Annotated in this window: 13 protein-coding genes; 2 read left to right on the top strand and 11 right to left on the bottom strand. The window is 60.0% G+C overall.

Features of this window, described 5'->3' with window-relative positions:
• Positions 1-15: 15 nt before the first annotated feature.
• Positions 16-954 carry a DMT family transporter gene (locus tag R6X40_RS10305; RefSeq protein WP_318413161.1) on the bottom strand — a complete coding sequence of 313 codons (939 nt, stop codon included), beginning with the start codon at positions 952-954 and terminating at the stop codon, positions 16-18.
• Positions 955-1,474: 520 nt separating this feature from the next.
• Between R6X40_RS10305 and pepN the strand changes: the two genes are divergently transcribed.
• Together pepN and R6X40_RS10295 are read left to right on the top strand one after the other, a co-directional pair.
• Entirely contained in the window at positions 1,475-4,123 is a 2,649-nt protein-coding gene (gene pepN / locus R6X40_RS10300) for an aminopeptidase N (RefSeq protein WP_318413159.1), read from the top strand.
• A 205-nt stretch (positions 4,124-4,328) separates the two neighbouring features.
• Positions 4,329-6,668 (top strand): PAS domain-containing sensor histidine kinase, encoded by a 2,340-nt coding sequence (locus tag R6X40_RS10295; RefSeq protein WP_318413157.1) that lies wholly within the window; start codon positions 4,329-4,331, stop codon positions 6,666-6,668.
• 38 nt (positions 6,669-6,706) lie between these two features.
• Here R6X40_RS10295 and R6X40_RS10290 read toward each other — a convergent pair whose 3' ends face one another.
• From R6X40_RS10290 to R6X40_RS10245, 10 genes are all read right to left on the bottom strand, one after another.
• Complete coding sequence (locus R6X40_RS10290; RefSeq protein WP_318413155.1) at positions 6,707-9,661, bottom strand: bifunctional [glutamine synthetase] adenylyltransferase/[glutamine synthetase]-adenylyl-L-tyrosine phosphorylase; 2,955 nt, start codon at positions 9,659-9,661, stop codon at positions 6,707-6,709.
• A 45-nt stretch (positions 9,662-9,706) separates the two neighbouring features.
• Positions 9,707-11,116, bottom strand: coding sequence for a sensor histidine kinase (locus R6X40_RS10285; RefSeq protein ID WP_318413153.1), 1,410 nt, complete (start codon positions 11,114-11,116; stop codon positions 9,707-9,709).
• A complete protein-coding gene (locus R6X40_RS10280; protein WP_060503644.1) occupies positions 11,113-11,814 on the bottom strand; it encodes a response regulator transcription factor in 702 nt (233 codons plus the stop codon). Before R6X40_RS10280 ends, R6X40_RS10285 begins: the two co-directional genes overlap by 4 nt.
• A gap of 156 nt (positions 11,815-11,970) precedes the next feature.
• Positions 11,971-13,536 (bottom strand): Do family serine endopeptidase, encoded by a 1,566-nt coding sequence (locus R6X40_RS10275; protein WP_318413151.1) that lies wholly within the window; start codon positions 13,534-13,536, stop codon positions 11,971-11,973.
• A 211-nt stretch (positions 13,537-13,747) separates the two neighbouring features.
• Positions 13,748-14,203 (bottom strand): cytochrome c-type biogenesis protein, encoded by a 456-nt coding sequence (locus R6X40_RS10270; protein ID WP_318413149.1) that lies wholly within the window; start codon positions 14,201-14,203, stop codon positions 13,748-13,750.
• Positions 14,200-16,188 carry a heme lyase CcmF/NrfE family subunit gene (locus R6X40_RS10265; RefSeq protein WP_318413147.1) on the bottom strand — a complete coding sequence of 663 codons (1,989 nt, stop codon included), beginning with the start codon at positions 16,186-16,188 and terminating at the stop codon, positions 14,200-14,202. The genes R6X40_RS10270 and R6X40_RS10265 overlap by 4 nt, the downstream gene beginning before the upstream one ends.
• Entirely contained in the window at positions 16,185-16,637 is a 453-nt protein-coding gene (gene ccmE / locus R6X40_RS10260) for a cytochrome c maturation protein CcmE (protein ID WP_318413146.1), read from the bottom strand. The genes R6X40_RS10265 and ccmE overlap by 4 nt, the downstream gene beginning before the upstream one ends.
• The gene (gene ccmI, locus R6X40_RS10255; RefSeq protein WP_318413144.1) at positions 16,634-17,785 is read right to left on the bottom strand and encodes a c-type cytochrome biogenesis protein CcmI; all 1,152 of its coding nucleotides are present in this window, start codon (positions 17,783-17,785) and stop codon (positions 16,634-16,636) included. The genes ccmE and ccmI overlap by 4 nt, the downstream gene beginning before the upstream one ends.
• Positions 17,786-17,881: 96 nt before the next feature.
• Entirely contained in the window at positions 17,882-18,331 is a 450-nt protein-coding gene (locus tag R6X40_RS10250; RefSeq protein ID WP_318413279.1) for a hypothetical protein, read from the bottom strand.
• A gap of 192 nt (positions 18,332-18,523) precedes the next feature.
• The gene (locus tag R6X40_RS10245) at positions 18,524-19,912 is read right to left on the bottom strand and encodes a HAMP domain-containing sensor histidine kinase (RefSeq protein WP_318413276.1); all 1,389 of its coding nucleotides are present in this window, start codon (positions 19,910-19,912) and stop codon (positions 18,524-18,526) included.
• Between the last annotated feature and the right edge of the window lie 23 nt (positions 19,913-19,935).

Raw genomic sequence — 19,935 nt, 5'->3', positions numbered from 1 at the left:
CATTGACGCGATAGCTCAGCCCTGCGGCGTGATGTGCTTGCGTGCGCCCCGGCGCTCAAGACCGAGTTGATGCTCGCGAAAAATGATGAAGATCCCGGCGCCGACGACGATTGCCGTACCGATCAGCATGACACCCGTGGGTACTTCGTCGAACAGGAAATAGCCGATCAGCAACCCGAGCAGGATCGACGTGTATTCGAACGGCGCGATTGTCGACATATCGGCATAACGGTAGCTCTGCGTCAGAAGGATCTGTGCGACACCACCACAAAAGCCCGCCCCCATCAGAAGCAGGAAGTTGTTCCAAGGCAAGGGCTCCCAGCCGAACGGCAGCGTGAGCAACGAAAAACAGGCGGCTGACAGCGAGAAGTAGAGCACGATCGTGTGGGTGCGTTCCTTGGCGATCAGCTTTCTGACCAGCACCATGGCGACGGCGCCGAGTGCCGCCGACAGAAGCACGGCCAGCGCACCGAGCGCCTCCTGCGAGCCGAAGCCGCCGTCACGCAACAGCGTCACACGCGGCCATGTGATGATCATCACCCCGACCAGTCCGATCAGCACCGCTGACCAGCGATAGACCCGCACCGTTTCCTTGAGGAAAACGGCCGCAAAGACGACCGCCAGCAACGGCATGGCATAACCGATCGCGATCGCTTCCGGCAGCGGCAGGTGCACCAGACCGTAAAACCCGAAGCTCATGGCCAGAATGCCGATGAAGCCGCGTGCCAGATGGCCAACGATATCCTTGGTGTGGAAGGCGGTGCGCAGATGCCCCTTGAAGGCGAGGTAGCCAAGGATCGGCACCATGGCGAAGGCGGAGCGGTAGAAAGTGATCTGGCCGGTGGCGATCTCTGTTCCCGCCGCCTTGATCAGCGTCGACATGCAGACAAACACCAGCACGGACATAACCTTGAGGGTAATGCCCTTCATCGGGTGAGGAAATTCGGAATCCATGCGGGTCGCACTCATCGGATTGAGGGCAGCGGGCCGGAAATCATCGGAAACGACGAGCTGCGGGGGAAATACACGACCGGAGAATCCGTCGCTGAGACCCTGTCACCTTAACGCGGGATATCCGAAAGAGGCATCAATTTTCGTGATGAGTGGCGGAAATATTTGATGCGCCTGCAGCGATCCCCTAGTCTCGACCAGAACTGCAAAATGAGGCATTGCCCAAGCAATCCGCCAGCCAAAATACCGTTTTCGAACCAAGAAGACTGATAACGGCTGTAAAAATACGCAACCTGTGCCAAAAATACACGACTGGTTTAAATATTGTTAGGGCGAATTTCGTAAGTCTCTGAACAAGCAAAGAATGGGACAGATCAGGCGCGCCGGAAAACGGCATGTGCCAGCGAAAAGAACAGCCTTGCGATCACACCGGAAGCTTCGCATCTTCAGCGCAGCCTCTTCATCGAGACAAAGCCTCACCGCCAGCGTCTGGACGCAGCGGTCGATGCAAGCGGGACAAACAATGCGGACAGATACGGGCGAGATCATTCATCTGGAAGACTACCGGCCGACGGATTTCGTCCTTGAGAGGGTGGACCTTACTTTCGAACTCGATCCGACCGAAACCAAGGTCGAAGCCAGATTGATCTTCCACCGGCGCGAAGGGGTCAGTGCGGATGCGCCGCTGGTTCTCGACGGCGACGAACTGAAGATGACCGGCCTGCTGCTTGACCAGGAAGAAATCGCTGCTGCGAACTACGATGCGGCAGAAAGCACACTGACGATCCGCAACCTGCCGGCCACGGCGCCGTTCGAAGTGACGATCACCACCGAGATCAACCCTGAAGCCAACACCACACTGATGGGCCTTTACCGCACCAGCAATGTCTATTGCACACAGTGCGAGGCCGAGGGCTTCCGGCGCATCACCTATTTTCCGGATCGTCCGGACGTGCTTGCCGTCTACACGGTCAACATCATCGCCGACAAGGCAACCGCGCCGCTGCTGCTATCCAACGGCAATTATCTCGGCGGTGCCGGCATGGGCGACGGCCGGCATTTTGCCGCCTGGTATGATCCGCATCCGAAACCGAGCTACCTGTTCGCGCTGGTCGCCGGCGATCTCGGTGTAGTCGAAGACACGTTCACGACGATGTCCGGCCGCGAGGTCGCGCTGAAAATCTATGTCGAGCACGGCAAGGAGCCTCGCGCCGCCTATGCGATGGATGCGCTGAAGCGTTCGATGACATGGGACGAGGAACGGTTCGGCCGCGAATACGATCTCGATATTTTCATGATCGTTGCCGTGTCCGACTTCAACATGGGCGCCATGGAGAACAAAGGTCTGAACGTCTTCAACGACAAGTACGTTCTGGCCGACCCGGAAACCGCGACCGATGCCGACTACGCCAATATCGAGGCGATCATCGCGCATGAATATTTTCACAACTGGACAGGCAACCGTATCACCTGCCGCGACTGGTTTCAGCTTTGCCTGAAGGAAGGTCTGACAGTCTATCGCGACCACGAATTTTCGGCCGACCAACGTTCACGCGCAGTCAAGCGCATCGCCGAAGTCCGGCACTTGAAAGCCGAGCAATTTCCGGAGGATGCCGGCCCGCTCGCACACCCGGTTCGCCCGACAAAATTCCGCGAGATCAATAACTTCTACACGACGACCGTCTATGAAAAAGGCTCCGAAGTCACCCGGATGATCGCCACGCTGCTGGGCGCTGATCTCTTCAAGCAGGGCATGGATCTCTATTTCGACCGCCATGACGGACAGGCCGTGACGATCGAGGATTTCGTCGCCTGCTTCGCCGAAGTCAGCAAGCGCGACCTCACCCAGTTTTCGCTCTGGTACCACCAGGCAGGCACACCGCTGGTCAGTGCCTCGACGGCTTATGACGCCGCCAAACAGACGTTGACGCTCTCGCTCGAGCAGATGGTGCCGCCGACGCCCGGCCAAAGCGCCAAGGAACCGATGTATATTCCGCTGCGCATCGGCCTTCTGCTGGAGGATGGTTCGGAGGCCGCCATTAGCGCTGTCACCGGTGCCGAAATGACCGGCGACGTGCTGCATCTCGTCGAGCGCAAGCAGACTGTCGTCTTCAGCGGCATCGTCTCGCGCCCGGTGCTGTCGCTGAACCGAGGCTTCTCGGCGCCGATCAACCTGCATTTCGAGCAGACACCAGCGGATCGCGCCCACATCGCCAAGCATGAGAGCGATCTGTTTGCCCGCTGGCAGGCCCTGAACGATCTTGCTCTGCCCAATCTTGTCGCCGCCGCGGCCAGCGCCAAGGCAGGCGAGCCTGTGGTGTGTGACACATCCTTGGTCGACGCTTTGCTTGCAGCCGCCGCCAACGACGATCTTGAGCCGGCCTTCAGAGCGCAGGCACTGGCACTGCCGAGCGAAGCCGATATCGCCCGTGAAATCGGTGGAAACAACGACCCGGATGCCATCCACGCCGGACGCCAGCGGATCATGGCCGCGATTGCCGCAGCCGGCCGGGCGATTTTCGAAAAATTGGTAGACGAGATGGTCGTCTCCGGCCCGTTCAGCCCCGACGCTGCAAGTGCGGGACGCCGGGCACTGCGCAACACCGCCCTCTCCTATCTCGTCTATGCGGAAAACGTGCCGGCCAGGGCCGTGGCAGCGTTCAAATCCGCCAACAACATGACGGATCTCAGCCAAGCCTTGACGATCCTCGCCCACCGCTTTCCGGACGCTCCCGAAACGGCGGATGCGCTTGCCGCGTTCAAGACACGTTTTGCGGACAATGCCTTGGTGATCGACAAATGGTTCACCATCCAGGCGACAATTCCAGGTGCCGCAGCCCTTGCCCGCGTCACAGCCTTGATGGCCGATCCGCTGTTCAACGCCTCCAATCCGAACCGGGTGCGCGCACTCGTTGGCACGTTCGCCTTTTCCAACCCGACCGGTTTCAACCGTGCCGATGGCGAGGGCTACCGGTTCCTCGCCCGTCAAATTCTCGACATAGACCCGCGCAATCCGCAACTGGCTGCGCGCATCCTCACCTCGATGCGGTCGTGGCGTTCGCTGGAAACCGGCCGCGCCGATCAGGCCCGCAACGCGTTGCGCGAAATCGCGGCCGCGCCGAAGCTATCGGCCGATGTCAGTGACATCGTCGAGCGCATGCTCAAGGGATAGAGAAATCAACAGGAAGTATCGAGGAACCCCGCAACTGCGGGGTTTTTCGTTTCTGCCGAGGCTGAAACGCCAATAGTGCAATTTTCCCATGACGATAAATGGTTAATGAAGTTTTACTTTTCCCTCTGGACAAGGCGAATCACAATTGATTCATTGGGGCAGGTTCGAGCGAGCGGCGCTTCGAATCACATGAGGGTTTACAGAATTGACGAAGATGGCGGAAGCGCAGCGGGGACGCGCAGCCGGTGAGCGGTTGCGTCCCAGATTTCCAGGCTTTTCGAGGCTGGAACGGGACGTTATCCAGCACGCACGGATTTTTACCGAGCCGGCAGTGCGCCGTCTTGCGGGTGCTGAGCCATTGCTCAAGCGCTCGATCCCGATCCTGATCACCGCGTTTCTTCTCGTCGTTGCCATTTCCCGCATCAGCGGCATCATGGTAGAATATGCGCGCATGGAAGCAAGCGCGCGTCAGGTCACCGTTCTTGCCGCGGCCACCGCAAGCGCTGCCCTTCAAGAAAACGGCGTGGCCCTGTTCGACAAGGCGCAGAAATGGGATGTCGAGCAGCGGCTGAACGCCGTCATCACGCCCGACATGCTGGAAGCTGGTGCCTTCGTTCTGACCGTGCGCAACGACGGCCGAATTTTCGCCAGTTCTCCAGACGGTGCTGTTTATACGGGACGCACACTCAACGCTGTGGCACCGGAAGTCGCAGCCTTCCAGTATTTTGGCGAACGGTCGACGGTGATGAAGACTTTCATCGGCGGCGGCGAATATATCGTCGCGTTGATGCAGGTTCCGGGCGGTGCCGGAACGCTGCTCGTGGCCACGCCTCTGGCCGGTATCCAAAAGCTGTGGCGCGACGAGGTATCGTTGAACGTCACACTGTTTGCCGGCATCTCGGCGATCCTGCTTATCGTGCTCTACGCCTACTACATCCAAGCCAAGCGCGCCCGCGACGCTGATCAGATTTTCGCCGAATCCAACCTGCGGGTCGAAACGGCCCTTTCACGCGGACGCTGCGGCCTCTGGGATTTCGACATGCCGAACCGCCGGCTTTTCTGGTCGCGCTCGATGTACGAAATGCTCGGCATGCCACCGCAGAGCAACGTTCTCTCGTTCGGTGACGCCGCACGGCTGATGCATCCGGATGATGGCAGCATCTACAAGGTCGCGCGCACCATCGCGAAGGGCGATGCCCGCCAGATCGATCAGATTTTCCGGATGCGCCATGCCGATGGCCATTATGTCTGGATGAGGGCGCGCGCGCAGGTGATCCGCACCGCCTCAGGCCGCGTGCACCTGATCGGAATCGCCATGGACGTCACCGAGCAGCATCGCCTTGCCCAGCGTTACGCGGAAGCCGACCAGCGGCTGGCCGATGCGATCGAATGTACATCCGAGGCCTTCGTGCTCTGGGACAAGAATGACCGGCTAGTGATGTGCAACACCCACTATCAACAAGCCTACAAGCTTCCCGACCGGGTTCTGGTTGCCGGCACGGAACGGTCCGCGGTCAATGCCGCTGCCGCACGCCCGATCATCGAACGGCGCATTGCTGACCCCGACCGGTCCAACCAATCACAGACGTCAGAGGTTCAGTTGTCGGATCAGCGCTGGCTGCAAATCAACGACCGGCGGACCCGCGACGGTGGTCTGGTATCTGTCGGTACTGACATCACCCTGCTGAAGCGGCACCAAGTGCGCCTGCGCGAATCCGAGCGCCGCCTGATGGCGACCATCGGCGACCTCTCGACCTCGCGCATCACTCTGGAGCGCCAAAAAGCAGAGCTCTCCGTTGCCAACTCCAACTACCAGGCTGAGAAGGAACGCGCGGAGGCGGCCAACCGGGCCAAATCAGAATTCCTCGCCAACATGTCACACGAGTTGCGCACGCCGCTGAACGCCATTCTCGGATTCTCGGAAATCCTGCAGAACCAGATGTTCGGACCACTCGGCTCGGAAAAATACGACGAATATTCCCACGACATTCACGATAGCGGCAAACATCTGCTCAACGTCATCAACGACATCCTCGACATGTCGAAGATCGAGGCCGGCCAGATGAAACTCAACCGGGAAACCATCGATCTCGCGCCGCTGATCATGGAAACTCTGCGGTTCACCACCATTCCGGCGCAGCAGAAGAACATCTGCGTCGATCAGCAGATTTCCTCCGGTTTGACGATCACTGCCGATCGACGTGCCATGAAGCAGGTCCTACTCAACCTGCTGTCGAATGCGGTCAAGTTCACCAACGAGGGCGGCAAGATTTCCCTGCGTGCCCGCAAGGTCGCTGGTGCCGTGACGCTGACCATAGCCGATACCGGCATCGGCATCCCGCGCCTCGCACTGGACAAGATCGGCCAGCCTTTCGAACAGGTGCAGAGCCAGTATGCCAAGAGCAAGGGCGGCTCCGGACTTGGTCTTGCCATCTCCCGGTCACTGACCAACCTGCATGGCGGCGCGATGAAAATTCATTCCCAGGAGAATGTCGGCACGATCATCTCCCTGCGCATACCCGATACGTCACCGCGCGTCATATAGTAAACAAAGGCCAATCTGGCTTGAGCCTATCGCTCGTCTCAGAGCTTGACGGTCGCTTGAAATATCCGGCGAACGGCCTTCGACAGACGCCGGATATCAGCCTCCAGCACCTTGATATCCGGCGCATCCCCGGCCCGGCACAAAAGCTCGACCAACCCGGCCGGCGCATCCTTCAGTTCCAGATCCCCCTCGATGCACAATCGTACGATCTGCGAGAGATCTGTAAACAGCTTCAGTGCCTCCTGCACGGTCTCAAGGTCCGCCGGGGAGATCAAAGCCGGTCCAAGCAGCGCCAGGACATCAGCCGTGGATGTACCGTTTGGTGGCGGTGCTACACCGCGCGCTGGCGCAATCAGGGCAAGATATTGGGCAATGAACTCGATATCGACCAACCCGCCGGGAATGAGCTTGAAATCCCAGACATCGCTCGGCGGCTTTTCCTTATCGATTAGCCCGCGCATCTCGGCGACGTCAGCCGTCACCCTGGCAACATCGCGGATCTGATCCAGGACTTCGCGGAATATCATATCGACCTCCGCGACCAGACTTTCCTCGCCGCAGAGCGCACGCGCACGTGTCAGCGCCATGTGCTCCCAGGTCCAAGCCTCCTCGCGCTGGTATTTTGCAAAGGCGTTGATCCGGGTGGCGACTGGCCCCTTGTTGCCGGAAGGGCGAAGCCGCATATCGACCTCGTAAAGCACACCTTCACCGGTAGGCGCCGAAAGCGCCGCGATCAGCCTCTGCGTGACACGGGTGAAGTAGCGAATGGAATCGAGCGGTTTGGCACCGTCGGAATCTCCCGCCTCATCATCATAGTCGTAGAGCAGGATGATATCGACATCGGACCCGGCAGTGAGTTCGTGACTGCCAAGCTTGCCCATACCGATAACGGCGACGCGGCCGCCCGGGAACGTCCCATGCGCCCTCTCGACCTCACGCAGCACGGCGTCCAGCGCTGCGGTCAGGATCAGGTCGGCCAGATCGGTGAATGCATGCCCTGCCTGCGCGCCGGTGATGACACCGGTCAACAACCTGATCCCGATCAGGAATCGCTGCTCCGATGCGGTGATCCGCAACCGGTCGAGAATATCTTCATAGTGCCGCGCCGAGGCCAAAAAGCCTTTGATCCGCTCCGCCAGATAATCCCGTGTCGGCAATTCGACGAGAAGCCTGGGATCGAGCATGCCGTCGAAGACATGCGGCTTGCTGGCAATGATATCTGCCAGCCGGGGCGCGGATGACATGATGTTGACGATCAATGACAGAAGACCGGGATTGTTGCCGAGCAGCGAGAACAGCTGGATGCCGGACGGCAGACCGGCGATGAAATGGTCAAAGCGCAGCAACGCCTCATCGGCGCGCTTGTTCTGGCCAAAGACACGCAGGAGTTCCGGCGTCAACTCCGTCAGCCGCTCGCGTGCCTCCACCGATTGCGTGGCCCGGTACCGACCGTAATGCCAGGTCCTGATGGTGCGCGAAATATCCTGGGGCCGCTCGAACCCGAGCTTCTTCAGAGTATCCAACGTGTCGGGATCATCTCTTTGGCCCGTGAAGACAAGGTTGCCGGTCTCGGTCGACAACTTCGCCTCCTGCTCGAAGAGCTGGGCATACCGCCGCTCCACGGTCTTCAGCACCCGCGACAACTCGGCGGAAACCGACGGTACATCGGCTAAACCCATCATGTAGGCGATGCGTTTCAGTTCGGCGTCGGTGGTCGGCAGGACATGCGTCTGCTCATCGCGCACCATCTGCACCCTGTGTTCGACATCGCGCAGGAACCAGTAGGCGGAAATCAGTTCCTCGGCGGTTTCCGTGTCGATCCAGTTTGCCCGCGCCAGACCATCCAGCATCGGCTCTGTGGCGCGCAACCTCAGCTCCGGCATTCGCCCGCCTGCGATCAGTTGTTGCGTCTGCACGAAGAATTCGATTTCCCGGATCCCGCCGCGGCCCAGCTTGATGTTGTGGCCTTTGACCGCGATCTCGCCATGCCCCTTGTGCGCATGAATCTGCCGCTTGATCGAATGAATATCGGCAATCGCCGCATAGTCGAGATATTTGCGGAACATGAACGGGGTGAGTTCCCGCAGGAACGCTTCGCCTGCTCTGATATCTCCCGCCACCGGACGCGCCTTGATGAACGCTGCCCTCTCCCAGTTCTGGCCCCGGCTTTCGTAATAGAGCATCGCCGCCTCCACCGGAATGGCAAGCGGCGTCGCGCCGGGGTCAGGCCGCAGGCGCAGGTCGGTACGAAAGACATAACCATCGCCGGTGCGCTCCTGCAGGATGCGGATCAGCCGGCGGAGCAGCCGGGCAAACGTCTCCGGCGCGTCGTCCACGGCCTTGATTAAAGGCGCATGCGGCTCATAAAACACCACCAGATCGATATCCGAGGAATAATTCAGCTCAAAGGCGCCCAGCTTCCCCATGCCGAGAACGACCACACCCGACCGGTCGCTCGGATGGGCAACATCGACGACGGTCAGCTTGCCACCGTCATGAGCGCTCAACAGCAGATGGTCGATGGTAGCGGACACCGCCGCGCCAGCGAAATCGCTCAGCCAGCGCGTTGTCTCCCGCGCATCGAAAAGGCGCGACAAGTCGGCGAGCGCGATTGCAAAGGCGATGTCGCGCTTTGCCTGCCTCAGACGCGTCATGATCTCGGTATCGGCCAGCGCCTTGCCTGCGTCGGCGTTTTTCCATGCGTCCCGGGCCGCATGAATGCAGGATTCCAGATAAGGGATCAGAGGTCCGGCAAGAGCCCGTACGAGGACCTGCGGATGGGAAACAGCCGTGTCCCGCAAATAAGGCGAAAGCGAAAATGCCGCGACAACAAAATCCCTGAGCGGCGTTTCAGAGGCCAGCAGATCAGCAATATCCGGATGGCTCTTGGCCATATCCTTGAGACTTGAAAGCACGGACCTGGCATCCGTCTGGCTCATCGGCCGCAGCGCGCATGTGCCGATGTCCGATAACCGCCGCGTATCCATCTGCATATTGGTCTCTCCCAGCCGCTCCCGATTTCGGCTGCCCTATGCCTATCAGGCAGAGCGCAATGGGAAAACCATGCTGGCGGTCAAACCACGATTGTTTTCAACATCTGGAACGGTATCGCTCAGTTCAAGAGAACCCTGGTGCATCTCCATCACCGCCTCGACCAGCGATAGGCCCAGCCCTGTTCCCGGCTTGCTACGGCTTTCGTCGAGCCGCACAAAACGCTCCACCACGTCCTCCCGCTTATTGGCAGGCACTCCGGGACCATGATCTGCCACGGACAAGACGATTGCCCCGTCCCGTCTGGCGAGACTGACCTTGATCAACGGATTGACCGCGCCGTCAGCGTATTTGATGGCATTGTCGATCAGGTTGCCGAGGGCCTGCCCTATCAGTTCCCGATTGCCGGAAATGTGAATATCGGCAGGCACGTCGGCCTCCAGCTTCAACGCCTGTTCGTCGGCCACCGGTTCATAAAGTTCAACGCAGTCGGCGACACTTTGCGAAAGGTTGACATCGCTCATCTCCGCAGCCGCAGCCCCAGCTTCGACACGGGAGATCATCAGCAGCGCGTTGAATGTACGGATCAACTGGTCGGATTCGCCGATGATCTCTTCCAGCGAGGCGCGATAGCCGGAATTGGTTGCCTTGTGCGCCAATGCGGCCTCGGCCTTGTTGCGCAGACGTGTCAACGGCGTTTTCAAGTCATGGGCGATATTGTCGGAGACCTGCCTCAGGCCCTCGTTCAGCTTTTCGATCCGTCCGAGCATGGCATTGAGCGATTCCGACAATCGGTCGAATTCATCACCGGATCCACTCATCGGCAAACGTTGCGAGAGGTCTCCTGCCATGATCCGCGTGCTTGCGTCCGACATGCGATCAATCCGCTTCAACGCGTTGCGGCCAATCGCGAACCAGATGATCAGCGCGCCAATGCCCATGATGCCGAGGGCGAGTACAAGAGCCTGCCGCACAAGGACTCGAAATTTCTCGGGCTCTTGCAAGTCGCGGCCAACGAGAATGCGCAGGCCGTTGTCAAGCACCAGCACATGCGCCAATGCCACGTGGCCCTCCTTGCGGCTTTCGTCGGTATAGCGCTGGTAGCGGAATGCTTCGCCTGTCCAGCCTTCCTTATCCAGAAGCCCGGGCTGCAGCGACGCAACATTGCCCGCCAGGATTTCGCCGGTCGGCCCGGCAATGACATACAGATTGGCACCCGGCTGCCGCGCCCGCCGCTCCAGCGTTCGCAGCAACCCGTTGACGCCTGCGCGGCTGTAGATCTGCTCGATCTGGGAAACTTCTGCCGTCACTGCATCCTTCGTCTGCTGTTCCAGCAGCCGTTGCGACATGGCAGTGACGTAAAAGACCAGAAAGGCGGCACAGAGCGAAAAGAGCAGGAGGTAAAGCGCTGACAGACGAACGGCCGTGGTGCGGAAGAGAACGCGCAACCTGGTCATGCGTCGGTGCGTCCGTCTTCCTTGATCATGTACCCTGCCCCGCGCACGGTGCGCAGCAACGGCTGATCGAAATCCTTTTCGATCTTGGCGCGCAACCGCGACACATGCACGTCAATGACATTGGTCTGCGGATCGAAATGATAATCCCAGACATTTTCCAACAGCATGGTGCGCGTCACCACCTGCCCCGCATTCTTCATCAGATATTCAAGCAGCCGGAATTCGCGTGGCTGCAGCAAGAGCTCGCGGCCCTGGCGGCGCACCGTATGCGACAGCCGGTCCAACTCCAGATCGCCGACACGGTAGACCATATCCTGTTCAGGAGCCCCCTTTCGGCGTCCGAGCACTTCGACGCGCGCCAAAAGCTCGTTGAAGGCGTAGGGTTTGGGCAGATAATCGTCGCCACCGGCGCGTAATCCCGTGACCCGGTCATCGACCTGGCCGAGGGCGGAAAGAATGAGAACCGGAGTGTGAACGCCCTTTCGGCGCAATTCGGAGATGACCGATAGTCCGTCGCGGCGTGGTAGCATGCGATCGATGACGAGCACGTCATAGCTATTTTCGCTCGCCATGAACAAGCCGCTCTCGCCGTCGCTGGCATGGTCGGAGACGATACCAGCCTCGCGAAAGGCCTTCGCCAGATAGGCGGCCGCTTCGAGGTCATCTTCGATAATCAGAATCTTCATACGCGTGACCATAGTCCCTGACCCGTATCTTCCACAACCGGTTTTGCCCTGGGGAAATCACACCTGCCTGCCCGGTTGCGCAGATAAGCCGTGCCCTGAAACGCCAGACGCCGCGAAACCCTGGTGAAGGTCCGCGGCGCCCGTCAAGTGGAGCTACGTCAGCCCTCGTCAGCCCTGGCTGATGGGCAGCGCCACGAAGCGGCTGGCATTGTCAGCCTCAATCTGGAACAGAGCCTTTGTGCGGCCGTCCTTCTTTGCAGCTTCGATCACCTTGAGGATGTCGTCAGCCGACTTGACCTCCTGGTTGTTGACCGAGACGATCTTCTGGCCTTCCTTCAGGCCACGATCGCTGGCGTCGGATTCCGGATCAACCGAAGAGATCGTCACGCCCTTGCCATCCTCGGAAGGCGTTACCGTCACGCCGAGGTCGGCCAGAGCCTTTTCGCTTGAAGGCTGCTGTTCTTCCTGCTGCTGGTCAGTCGTTGCAGCAGCGTCCTTGGTATCAGCAGGCAAGGTCCCGACTTCGAGCTTGACGCTCTCTGCCTTACCGTCGCGCCACAGGGCGACATCGACGCTGGTCCCCGGACGCATCAACGCGATCTTGCGAGCCAGCTCGCGCGGTCCCTTGATCGTGTCGCCATTGACGGCGGTGATCACATCACCCTTCTTGATCCCGGCCTTTTCGCCCGGAGAACCGGCCTGCGGTTCAATGACAAGCGCACCGCTTGCTTCGGCAAGGCCGAGCGATTCGGCCACGTCCTTGTCGACCGGCTGGATCTGAACGCCGAGCCAACCGCGGGAGACTTCACCATCCTTCATCAGATCGGCAACGACATCCTTGGCGACCGATGCCGGAATGGCAAAGGCGATACCGACATTGCCGCCCGATGGCGAGAAGATCGCGGTGTTAATACCGACGACTTCGCCGTTGAGATTAAAAGTTGGGCCGCCGGAGTTGCCACGGTTCACCGCAGCGTCGACCTGCAGGTAATCATCATACGGACCGGAACCGATATCACGGCCACGCGCCGAGATGATACCGGCGGTCACAGTACCACCGAGACCGAATGGGTTGCCCACGGCAACGACCCAGTCACCAACCCGAACCTTGCTGTCGTCGGCGAAGCCGACATAGGCAAACTTGCGCTTGTCATCAACCTTCAGCACAGCGAGGTCGGTGCGGCTGTCCTTGCCGATCAGCTTGGCATCCAGTTCCGTGCCGTCGTTGAGAATGACGGTAAAGGCGGACCCGTCGGAAACGACATGATTGTTGGTAACGAGATAGCCGTCTTCAGAGATGAAGAAGCCCGAACCCTGCGAGGTCGGACGCAGGCGACCCGGCTTGCCGTCGCGCGGTCCATGGCCACGCTCGGCGCGCTTATCGCCGTTCGGGCCGCCGAATTCCTTGAAGAAACGCTTCAGCGGGTGATCGTCTGGAAGTTCATCCAGTCCACGGCCGCCAAAATCGAAACTGAAGCCGTTGCCGCCGCTGGCGTCATCGGAAACCGGGTTGGCGCGCGACTGCACGCGCACCGAAACGACGGCAGGCGAAACAGCATCGACGACATTGGCAAAACTTGGAACCTGCGGCGCCTCGATCTTAACGGCGGCGGCAAAGGACTGGGTGATGGCAGCAGGGATGCCGGTCGACAGCATGACGGCCGCCAAACCAGCAACGGTCGTGGTCTTCAAAACGGTCTTGAGGGAAGGACGCAGTGCGTTTGTTTGAAACATCCGGTTTGCCTTTTCTCTTTATGTGTATTTGGCTGACTGGAGGAACAGCCGATGAGAAAGGAATAGTCGAACGCACCTTACTGACTTGTGTCCGTAGAATGAACTTTTGGTAATGTTAGGGAATTAATCGAAGCGGGTCTCTAAGGCAGGACACGGCGGAAAAAGGAGCGGCGCTTGAGCAAGCCCCTTCCCGCAGCAAAACGGAAGAAAATCACTCCTTCAAAACAGCATCCAGCCGCGCCTGCTCTTCCGCAGACAGTGCCGTTCCCGTCACCTTGCCAGTCCTGCGCCCTGCAGCAACAAGCATTGCCGCAGCACCGGCCAGAAGCAACAGCACCGGCGCACCCCACAGAATCAACGTCTTTGTCTCGAAGCGGGGATTGAGCAGAACGAACTCGCCGTAGCGGGATACGACGTAGGCGATGACCGCTTCGTCACTATCGCCGTTGGTGATCCGCTCGCGCACCAGGAGCCGCAGATCCTTGGCAAGCTCGGCATTCGAATCGTCGATCGACTGGTTCTGACAGACCATGCAGCGCAATTGCGCCGATAGTCCGCGTGCGCGTGCTTCCAGCGCCGGATCAGCCAAGACTTCGTCGGGATTGACGGCAAAGGCTGGCCACGCCGATAGCATGAGAAAGACGATGACGAGCAACCGGCGGATCATTTCGCAGGCTCCAGAACCGGATTCTTCTGCTTCTTGGCGCGTGCAGGTGCACCGACCCTGAGGCGTCTATCGCTCAGTGAAACGGCACCACCCGCCATCATGAACACCGTGCCCAGCCAAATGCAGAGGATCATCGGCTTCCACCAGACCCTGACGACGATGCCGCCGTCTTTCATGTCGTCTCCGAGCGAAACATAAAGCTGGCTCAGGCCGAACGTCCGGATCCCAGCCTCGGTGGTCGGCATCTGCCTTGCAGTATAGAACCGCTTTGACGACCAGACCTGAGCAACCTCAATGCCTGCTTTGCTGACGGTGAAATGCCCGGATTCCTCGCTATAATTCGGCCCGTTGCCGTTACGTAAACCATCAAAACGCAGCGTGTAACCGCCAGCGTCCGTCGTCATACCCGGCTTCATCTCGACAATATGCTCAGTCTCGAAGGCCGTGACCGCGACAATGCCGATCAGCGTCACACCCATGCCGATATGGGCCAGCGCTGTACCGAAAACCGAACGCGGCAAACCGGACAGGCGGCGCAGAGCGATAGCGCCCGTTACCTTGCCAAGGCCGGACCGCAGATAAAGTTCAGTCAGCGAACCGGCAATCATGTAGGCGCCGAGTGCGATGCCGAACAGCGCCATGATCGGACCGCCATTCTGTGCGTAATAGATGCCACTCCCGACAACCAAACCGAAGGCCACTGCTGCAAACAGACGTTGCCCGGCGCCAAGGAGATCGCCGCGCTTCCATGCCAGAAGCGGGCCGAAGGGTATGGCCAGCATCAACGGCAGCATCAGCAATCCGAAGGTCATGTTGAAGAAGGGCGGACCGACAGAGATTTTCGCGCCCGTCACCGCTTCCAGCGCCAGCGGATAGAGTGTCCCGATCAGCACGGTCGCCGCTGCGGTCGTCAGGATCAGATTGTTGAGGACCAATGCGCCCTCGCGCGAAATTGGCGCGAACAAACCGCCCGCCTTCAGGTGCGCTGCACGGAAGGCAAACAGCGACAGCGCGCCACCGATGAAAAGGATGAGGATGATCAAGATGAAGACGCCGCGCGTCGGGTCGGTGGCAAAGGCGTGAACCGATGTCAGCACGCCGGAGCGGACGAGGAAGGTGCCGAGCAGCGACATCGAGAATGTCATGATCGCCAGAAGCACGGTCCAGATCTTCAATGCCTCGCGCTTTTCCATGACCAGCGCCGAATGTAACAGCGCCGTCCCGGCCAGCCACGGAATAAAGGACGCGTTCTCGACCGGATCCCAGAACCACCAGCCGCCCCAGCCGAGTTCGTAATAGGCCCAGTAAGACCCCATCGAGATGCCGGCCGTCAGACAGGTCCAGGCCGCCAGCGTCCAAGGCCGCACCCAGCGGGCCCAGGCAGCGTCAATGCGGCCTTCGATCAGCGCAGCGATGGCAAAGGAGAAACAGACGGAAAAGCCGACATAACCGAGATAGAGCAGCGGCGGATGGATGGCGAGGCCGATATCCTGCAGCACCGGATTGAGGTCCCGCCCCTCGCCTGGTGCGTCCAGCAACCGGTTGAAAGGATTGGACGTCAAGAGAATGAACAGCGAGAACGCCACCGTGATCCAGGCCTGGACTGCCAGTACATTGGCTTTCAGCGTCTCCGGCAGATTGTTGCCGAACACCGCCACCAGTGCTGAAAAAAAGGTCAGGATCAGCACCCACAGCAGCATCGAGCCTTCGTGATTGCCCCAGACGCCGGAGAACTTGTAGATCAGCGGGATCTGCGAATGCGAATTCTCCCAGACGTTCTGGACCGAGAAATCGGATGTCACATGGGCATAGGTGAGAACACCGAACGACAAAGCCATCAGCAGGAAAGTGGCCTTGGCCGCCACGGTGCCGATCTCCATCAGAGCCTGGTCATTTCGCAATGCGCCGATAATCGGCAGCACCGCCTGCAGAAGCGATGTGGCGAGCGCCAGAACCAGCGCGTAGTGACCAAGCTCGATGATCATTGAATATTTTCCTTGCCGCCGAGATTGACGCCCTGCGCCTTCAGCCGGTCCGCTACGTCCTTGGGCATGTAGGTTTCGTCATGCTTGGCCAGCACGGTATCGGCAACGAAAACCGGGCTTCCCTCCTTGAAACTGCCTTCAGCGACAACACCCTGCCCTTCGCGGAACAAGTCCGGCAAAATCCCGGTATAAGTCACTGGTACCTTGTCCAGTGTATCGGTGACACTGAACGTGATGGTCATGCCCTCACCGCGCTTGAGTGACCCATTCTCGACCAAACCACCGAGCCGTATACGGGTCCCCGGGACAAGATCAGCCTTGGCGAGATCGCCGGGGACGTAGAAATAGGCGATTGCCTGACTGAACGCGACCATCACCAGCAGCACGGCTGCGGCGATGAACGTCACACCGCCACCAATGATCACAAGGCGCTTTTGTTTGCGGGTCATTCCACGCCTCCGTCGGCCTTTAGCCCAAGCTCGCCTGCCAATACCAGCAATTGCTTGCCTTCGCTGCCGTCGGCCGGGAAGACGGCGAGCCCCTGTTTCAGGGCATCGGCCGCCTTATCCCTCTGGCCGAGCACGGAGTAGGACCGAATGATCCGCATCCAGCCCTCGAAATTCTTCGGGTCTGCCTTTAGCTTTTCGGCAAGACTGCCGACCATACCCTCGATCATCGCCGTGCGGTCGCCGGTGCTCATGTCCTTCGCCGCCGCGATATCCTCACCGCTTGGATTGCCCAGCGGTGTTCCAGCCTGTTGCGCCGCTGCCGGGGTGTCGCCCTTCAGACCGGCGATATGCTCGTTGACCAGCGGCAACCACGGGGCACCGGCCGGAGATGTGCTGACGATCTGCTCAAAAGCAGCGAGCGCTTCCGGCACTTTGCCTTCCTGCTTTAGGGCAAGGGCCAGGTAGAATTGCGCACGTGGATCGCCGGGTTCGATCGCCAGCAGTTTCTGCAGCGCGTCCCGTGCCTCGTTCGTCACCAAGCCGCCGGAAAGTGCGATCAAGCTCTCGGCATAACCACCCAGACGCACAGGTGTCGCCCCCAGTATGCGAAGAGCGTTGCGGAATGCCACGGCGGCTTCCTCGATCCTGCCGCTGCGGTAATAGATCGGCGCCAGCACGTCCCATCCGGCGCCGTCCTCAGGATTGGTGACCAGCTGCTGTTCGGCCCGTGCGATCAGAATGTTCATGTCATCGCCTGGATTGGCCAGGCGGGCGGCCAGCGGCGCATCCGGGACATCCGGATTACCGGTCCGCAAGTAAAGACAGAGCCCGACGGCAGGCAGGATGAGAATGACGGCCAGCTGCGCCAGCCGGTTGCTGCGCTTAACCGGCCGAACGGGCGCTGCAGCCTTCACCGCATCGGTCGCAGCCAGTAGACGGCGGGCCACTTCGGCACGCGCGAAATCGGCGTCCTCGCCGGAAATAAGGCCATTTTTCTCGTCGCGCTTCAGCTCTTCCAGCTGATCGCGATAGACCTCGACGTCATGGGATTGGGGGGCCTCGGCGCTGGCGGCGGCGCGCAGCAGCGGAAGCAACAGAACAGCGGCAACGGCCGCCGTCAGGGTGGCAACTAGGATCCAGAATAGCATGTGCGCTCAATTACTATGCGAAGCCTGCCATTCCAATCGGAAAACCGGAGATGACGGAAATTTGAGGCGTTTCGCCGCAACTGCCCGATGCGGCGATCAGCCCAGCGGGGTCCACGTGCCGTCGGCGTTCCGGCAGGCGGCGCCACGCGCGACGCTATCCTGCCCCTTGACAGTCACCGTATGGCTATATTGGCGGCAGTTTTGCGAGCCGACCTGATATGGCGCGGCCGCAACAACGGAACCGCTGATTCCAGATCCCTGCCAAACCACCGGCTGTCCGCCGCGGGATCCTTCGAGGGCCCGGTATTCGGCTTCCAGCGCCCGCTGACGGTCAGCCTTGCTGATCGAAAGCCCCGCCTGGCGCCCAATCACACCACCGCCAAGTGCTGCGATATAGGAAGCCGACGTGTTCGAGGTGATCCCACCACTCATGTTACCGGTGTCGCGCGAGGTCGTACCGCATCCGGCGATCAGCAGCGACGAGGCAATCAGGCACGCGGCCGGCGAAGCAGAAAGGAGGGTCGGGAAACGGGCCTGGTTCTTCATCGTATCGGACTGCTCTCGCGGTTTCCGGTGCATCGGCAAATCATGGCTCAGCTTCAGGCCGATTCATGGCTCAGTATCTTTTTACATTCCCCGCATGGGCAGGCAACATCGCAGCGATTAAACCTGCTGCATTGCGGAATTTTGCCCGCAATCCTGTCAAAAAAGTCACGCGGCGGCTCAAGATACGTCCCATCATGACACAGCAGGCAGCACGATCAGTGCTTTCAACCCTCCGCGCTCGCCCCGCGACAGCCCGAGAGTTCCCTGATACTCACCGGCAATCTCGCTGACGATCGACAATCCCAAGCCAGTGCCCGGCTTGCTTTCGTCCAGTCTCTTGCCACGCTTGATGGCAATGACAATCTGCTCCGGCTCCAGACCGGGGCCGTCATCATCAACCTCGATGGTGATCCAGTTGCGCCGCCCCGGATCTTTGCCCTGCACGCCTTCGGGCGCAATCTGTGCCACGACGTGAACCTGATCGTTCGCATAGCGCGCGGCATTGTCCAGCAGGTTGCCCACCGTTTCCTCGACATCCTGCTGTTCCATCGCCAGGATCAGACCGGGTGGCGATACCGTCAGCAAAAAAGTCTTTTCCGGGTGCAGCCGGCGCATGACGCGCACTAGCCGCTCCAGCACGGGCTCCACTTCGGTACGCGCCAGAACCGATTCCCGCTGTGCGGCGATCCGAGCCCGATTGAGATAGGACTGCACCTGCATCTGCATCGCATCGGCCTGCGCCTTGACGAGATCGCCGTGCGGCGGCTCGAGCACGCGCGCTTCGTTGATCAAAACGGCAAGCGGCGTCTTCAGCGAATGCGCGAGGTTACCGACCTGCATGCGGGCACGCTCGATGATGCGCCGGTTGCTGTCGATCAGCGCATTAACCTCGCTTGCCAAGGGCTGGATTTCGCGCGGGAATTCGCCGTCCAGCCGCTCGCTTTCACCGCCACGGATTTTTTCCAGCGACCGCCGTGCCTGATCGAGTGGCCTCAGCCCAAAGAGAATGGCCAGCGCATTCATGCCAAGGCCACCGAAACCAAAGATAGCCAGCGCTAGGTAGAGATTGCGATTGAAATCATTGATATCGGCTTCGAGCACGTCACGATTGCCCGCAACCCGGAAGCGGGCCGTATGCCCCTGAATGTCCAAAACGACTTCTGTCTCTGCCACCTCGACGTCGTTGTTGAAGGAATCGACGGTGGTATAGAAGCGCTCGTAGCGAATATCGAAGGGCACTTCATCAACGCTTGCGATCGGCAACTTACCAGAACCCAGGGAGGTTGAAATCAGCGGCGGCGTGTTAAACTCGCCGATCGGCTCGACGATCCAGTACCAGCCCGTCTGCGGCTGAGAGAATCGCAGATCGCCCAGTTGCGGGCTGCCGGCCAGCACAGACTTGTCGTTGACGACGATCGAATTGATGACGTTGTATAGCTGCGCGCGCAAAAGGTCCTGAAACCCGCGCTCCGAACCTTGCCGGTAAAGTGTCGAGATCACCACGCCGATCACCACCAGCGCCACCACCGCCCAGATGGTGGAAACCAGAAGAACGCGTGCGGTCAGCGATTGCGGGCGCAGCATCATGGCTGTTGCCGAATGGT

Origin of the sequence: Rhizobium sp. PL01 (assembly GCF_033447125.1) — a bacterium.
Taxonomy (GTDB): Bacteria; Pseudomonadota; Alphaproteobacteria; order Rhizobiales; family Rhizobiaceae; genus Pararhizobium.
Note: the sequence above shows the minus strand (reverse complement) of the source record. Positions and strands in the feature narration are given on the sequence as shown.

Bases quoted from the DNA above. Each gene is read 5' to 3' on its own strand.
- ccmE (WP_318413146.1), bottom strand. From the start codon at position 16,637: ATGACCCGCAAACAAAAGCGCCTTGTGATCATTGGTGGCGGTGTGACG.
- R6X40_RS10305 (WP_318413161.1), bottom strand. From the start codon at position 954: ATGGATTCCGAATTTCCTCACCCGATGAAGGGCATTACCCTCAAGGTT.
- R6X40_RS10280 (WP_060503644.1), bottom strand. From the start codon at position 11,814: ATGGTCACGCGTATGAAGATTCTGATTATCGAAGATGACCTCGAAGCG.
- R6X40_RS10265 (WP_318413147.1), bottom strand. From the start codon at position 16,188: ATGATCATCGAGCTTGGTCACTACGCGCTGGTTCTGGCGCTCGCCACA.
- R6X40_RS10285 (WP_318413153.1), bottom strand. From the start codon at position 11,116: ATGACCAGGTTGCGCGTTCTCTTCCGCACCACGGCCGTTCGTCTGTCA.
- R6X40_RS10275 (WP_318413151.1), bottom strand. From the start codon at position 13,536: ATGTTTCAAACAAACGCACTGCGTCCTTCCCTCAAGACCGTTTTGAAG.
- R6X40_RS10270 (WP_318413149.1), bottom strand. From the start codon at position 14,203: ATGATCCGCCGGTTGCTCGTCATCGTCTTTCTCATGCTATCGGCGTGG.
- pepN (WP_318413159.1), top strand. From the start codon at position 1,475: ATGCGGACAGATACGGGCGAGATCATTCATCTGGAAGACTACCGGCCG.
- R6X40_RS10290 (WP_318413155.1), bottom strand. From the start codon at position 9,661: ATGCAGATGGATACGCGGCGGTTATCGGACATCGGCACATGCGCGCTG.
- R6X40_RS10250 (WP_318413279.1), bottom strand. From the start codon at position 18,331: ATGAAGAACCAGGCCCGTTTCCCGACCCTCCTTTCTGCTTCGCCGGCC.
- ccmI (WP_318413144.1), bottom strand. From the start codon at position 17,785: ATGCTATTCTGGATCCTAGTTGCCACCCTGACGGCGGCCGTTGCCGCT.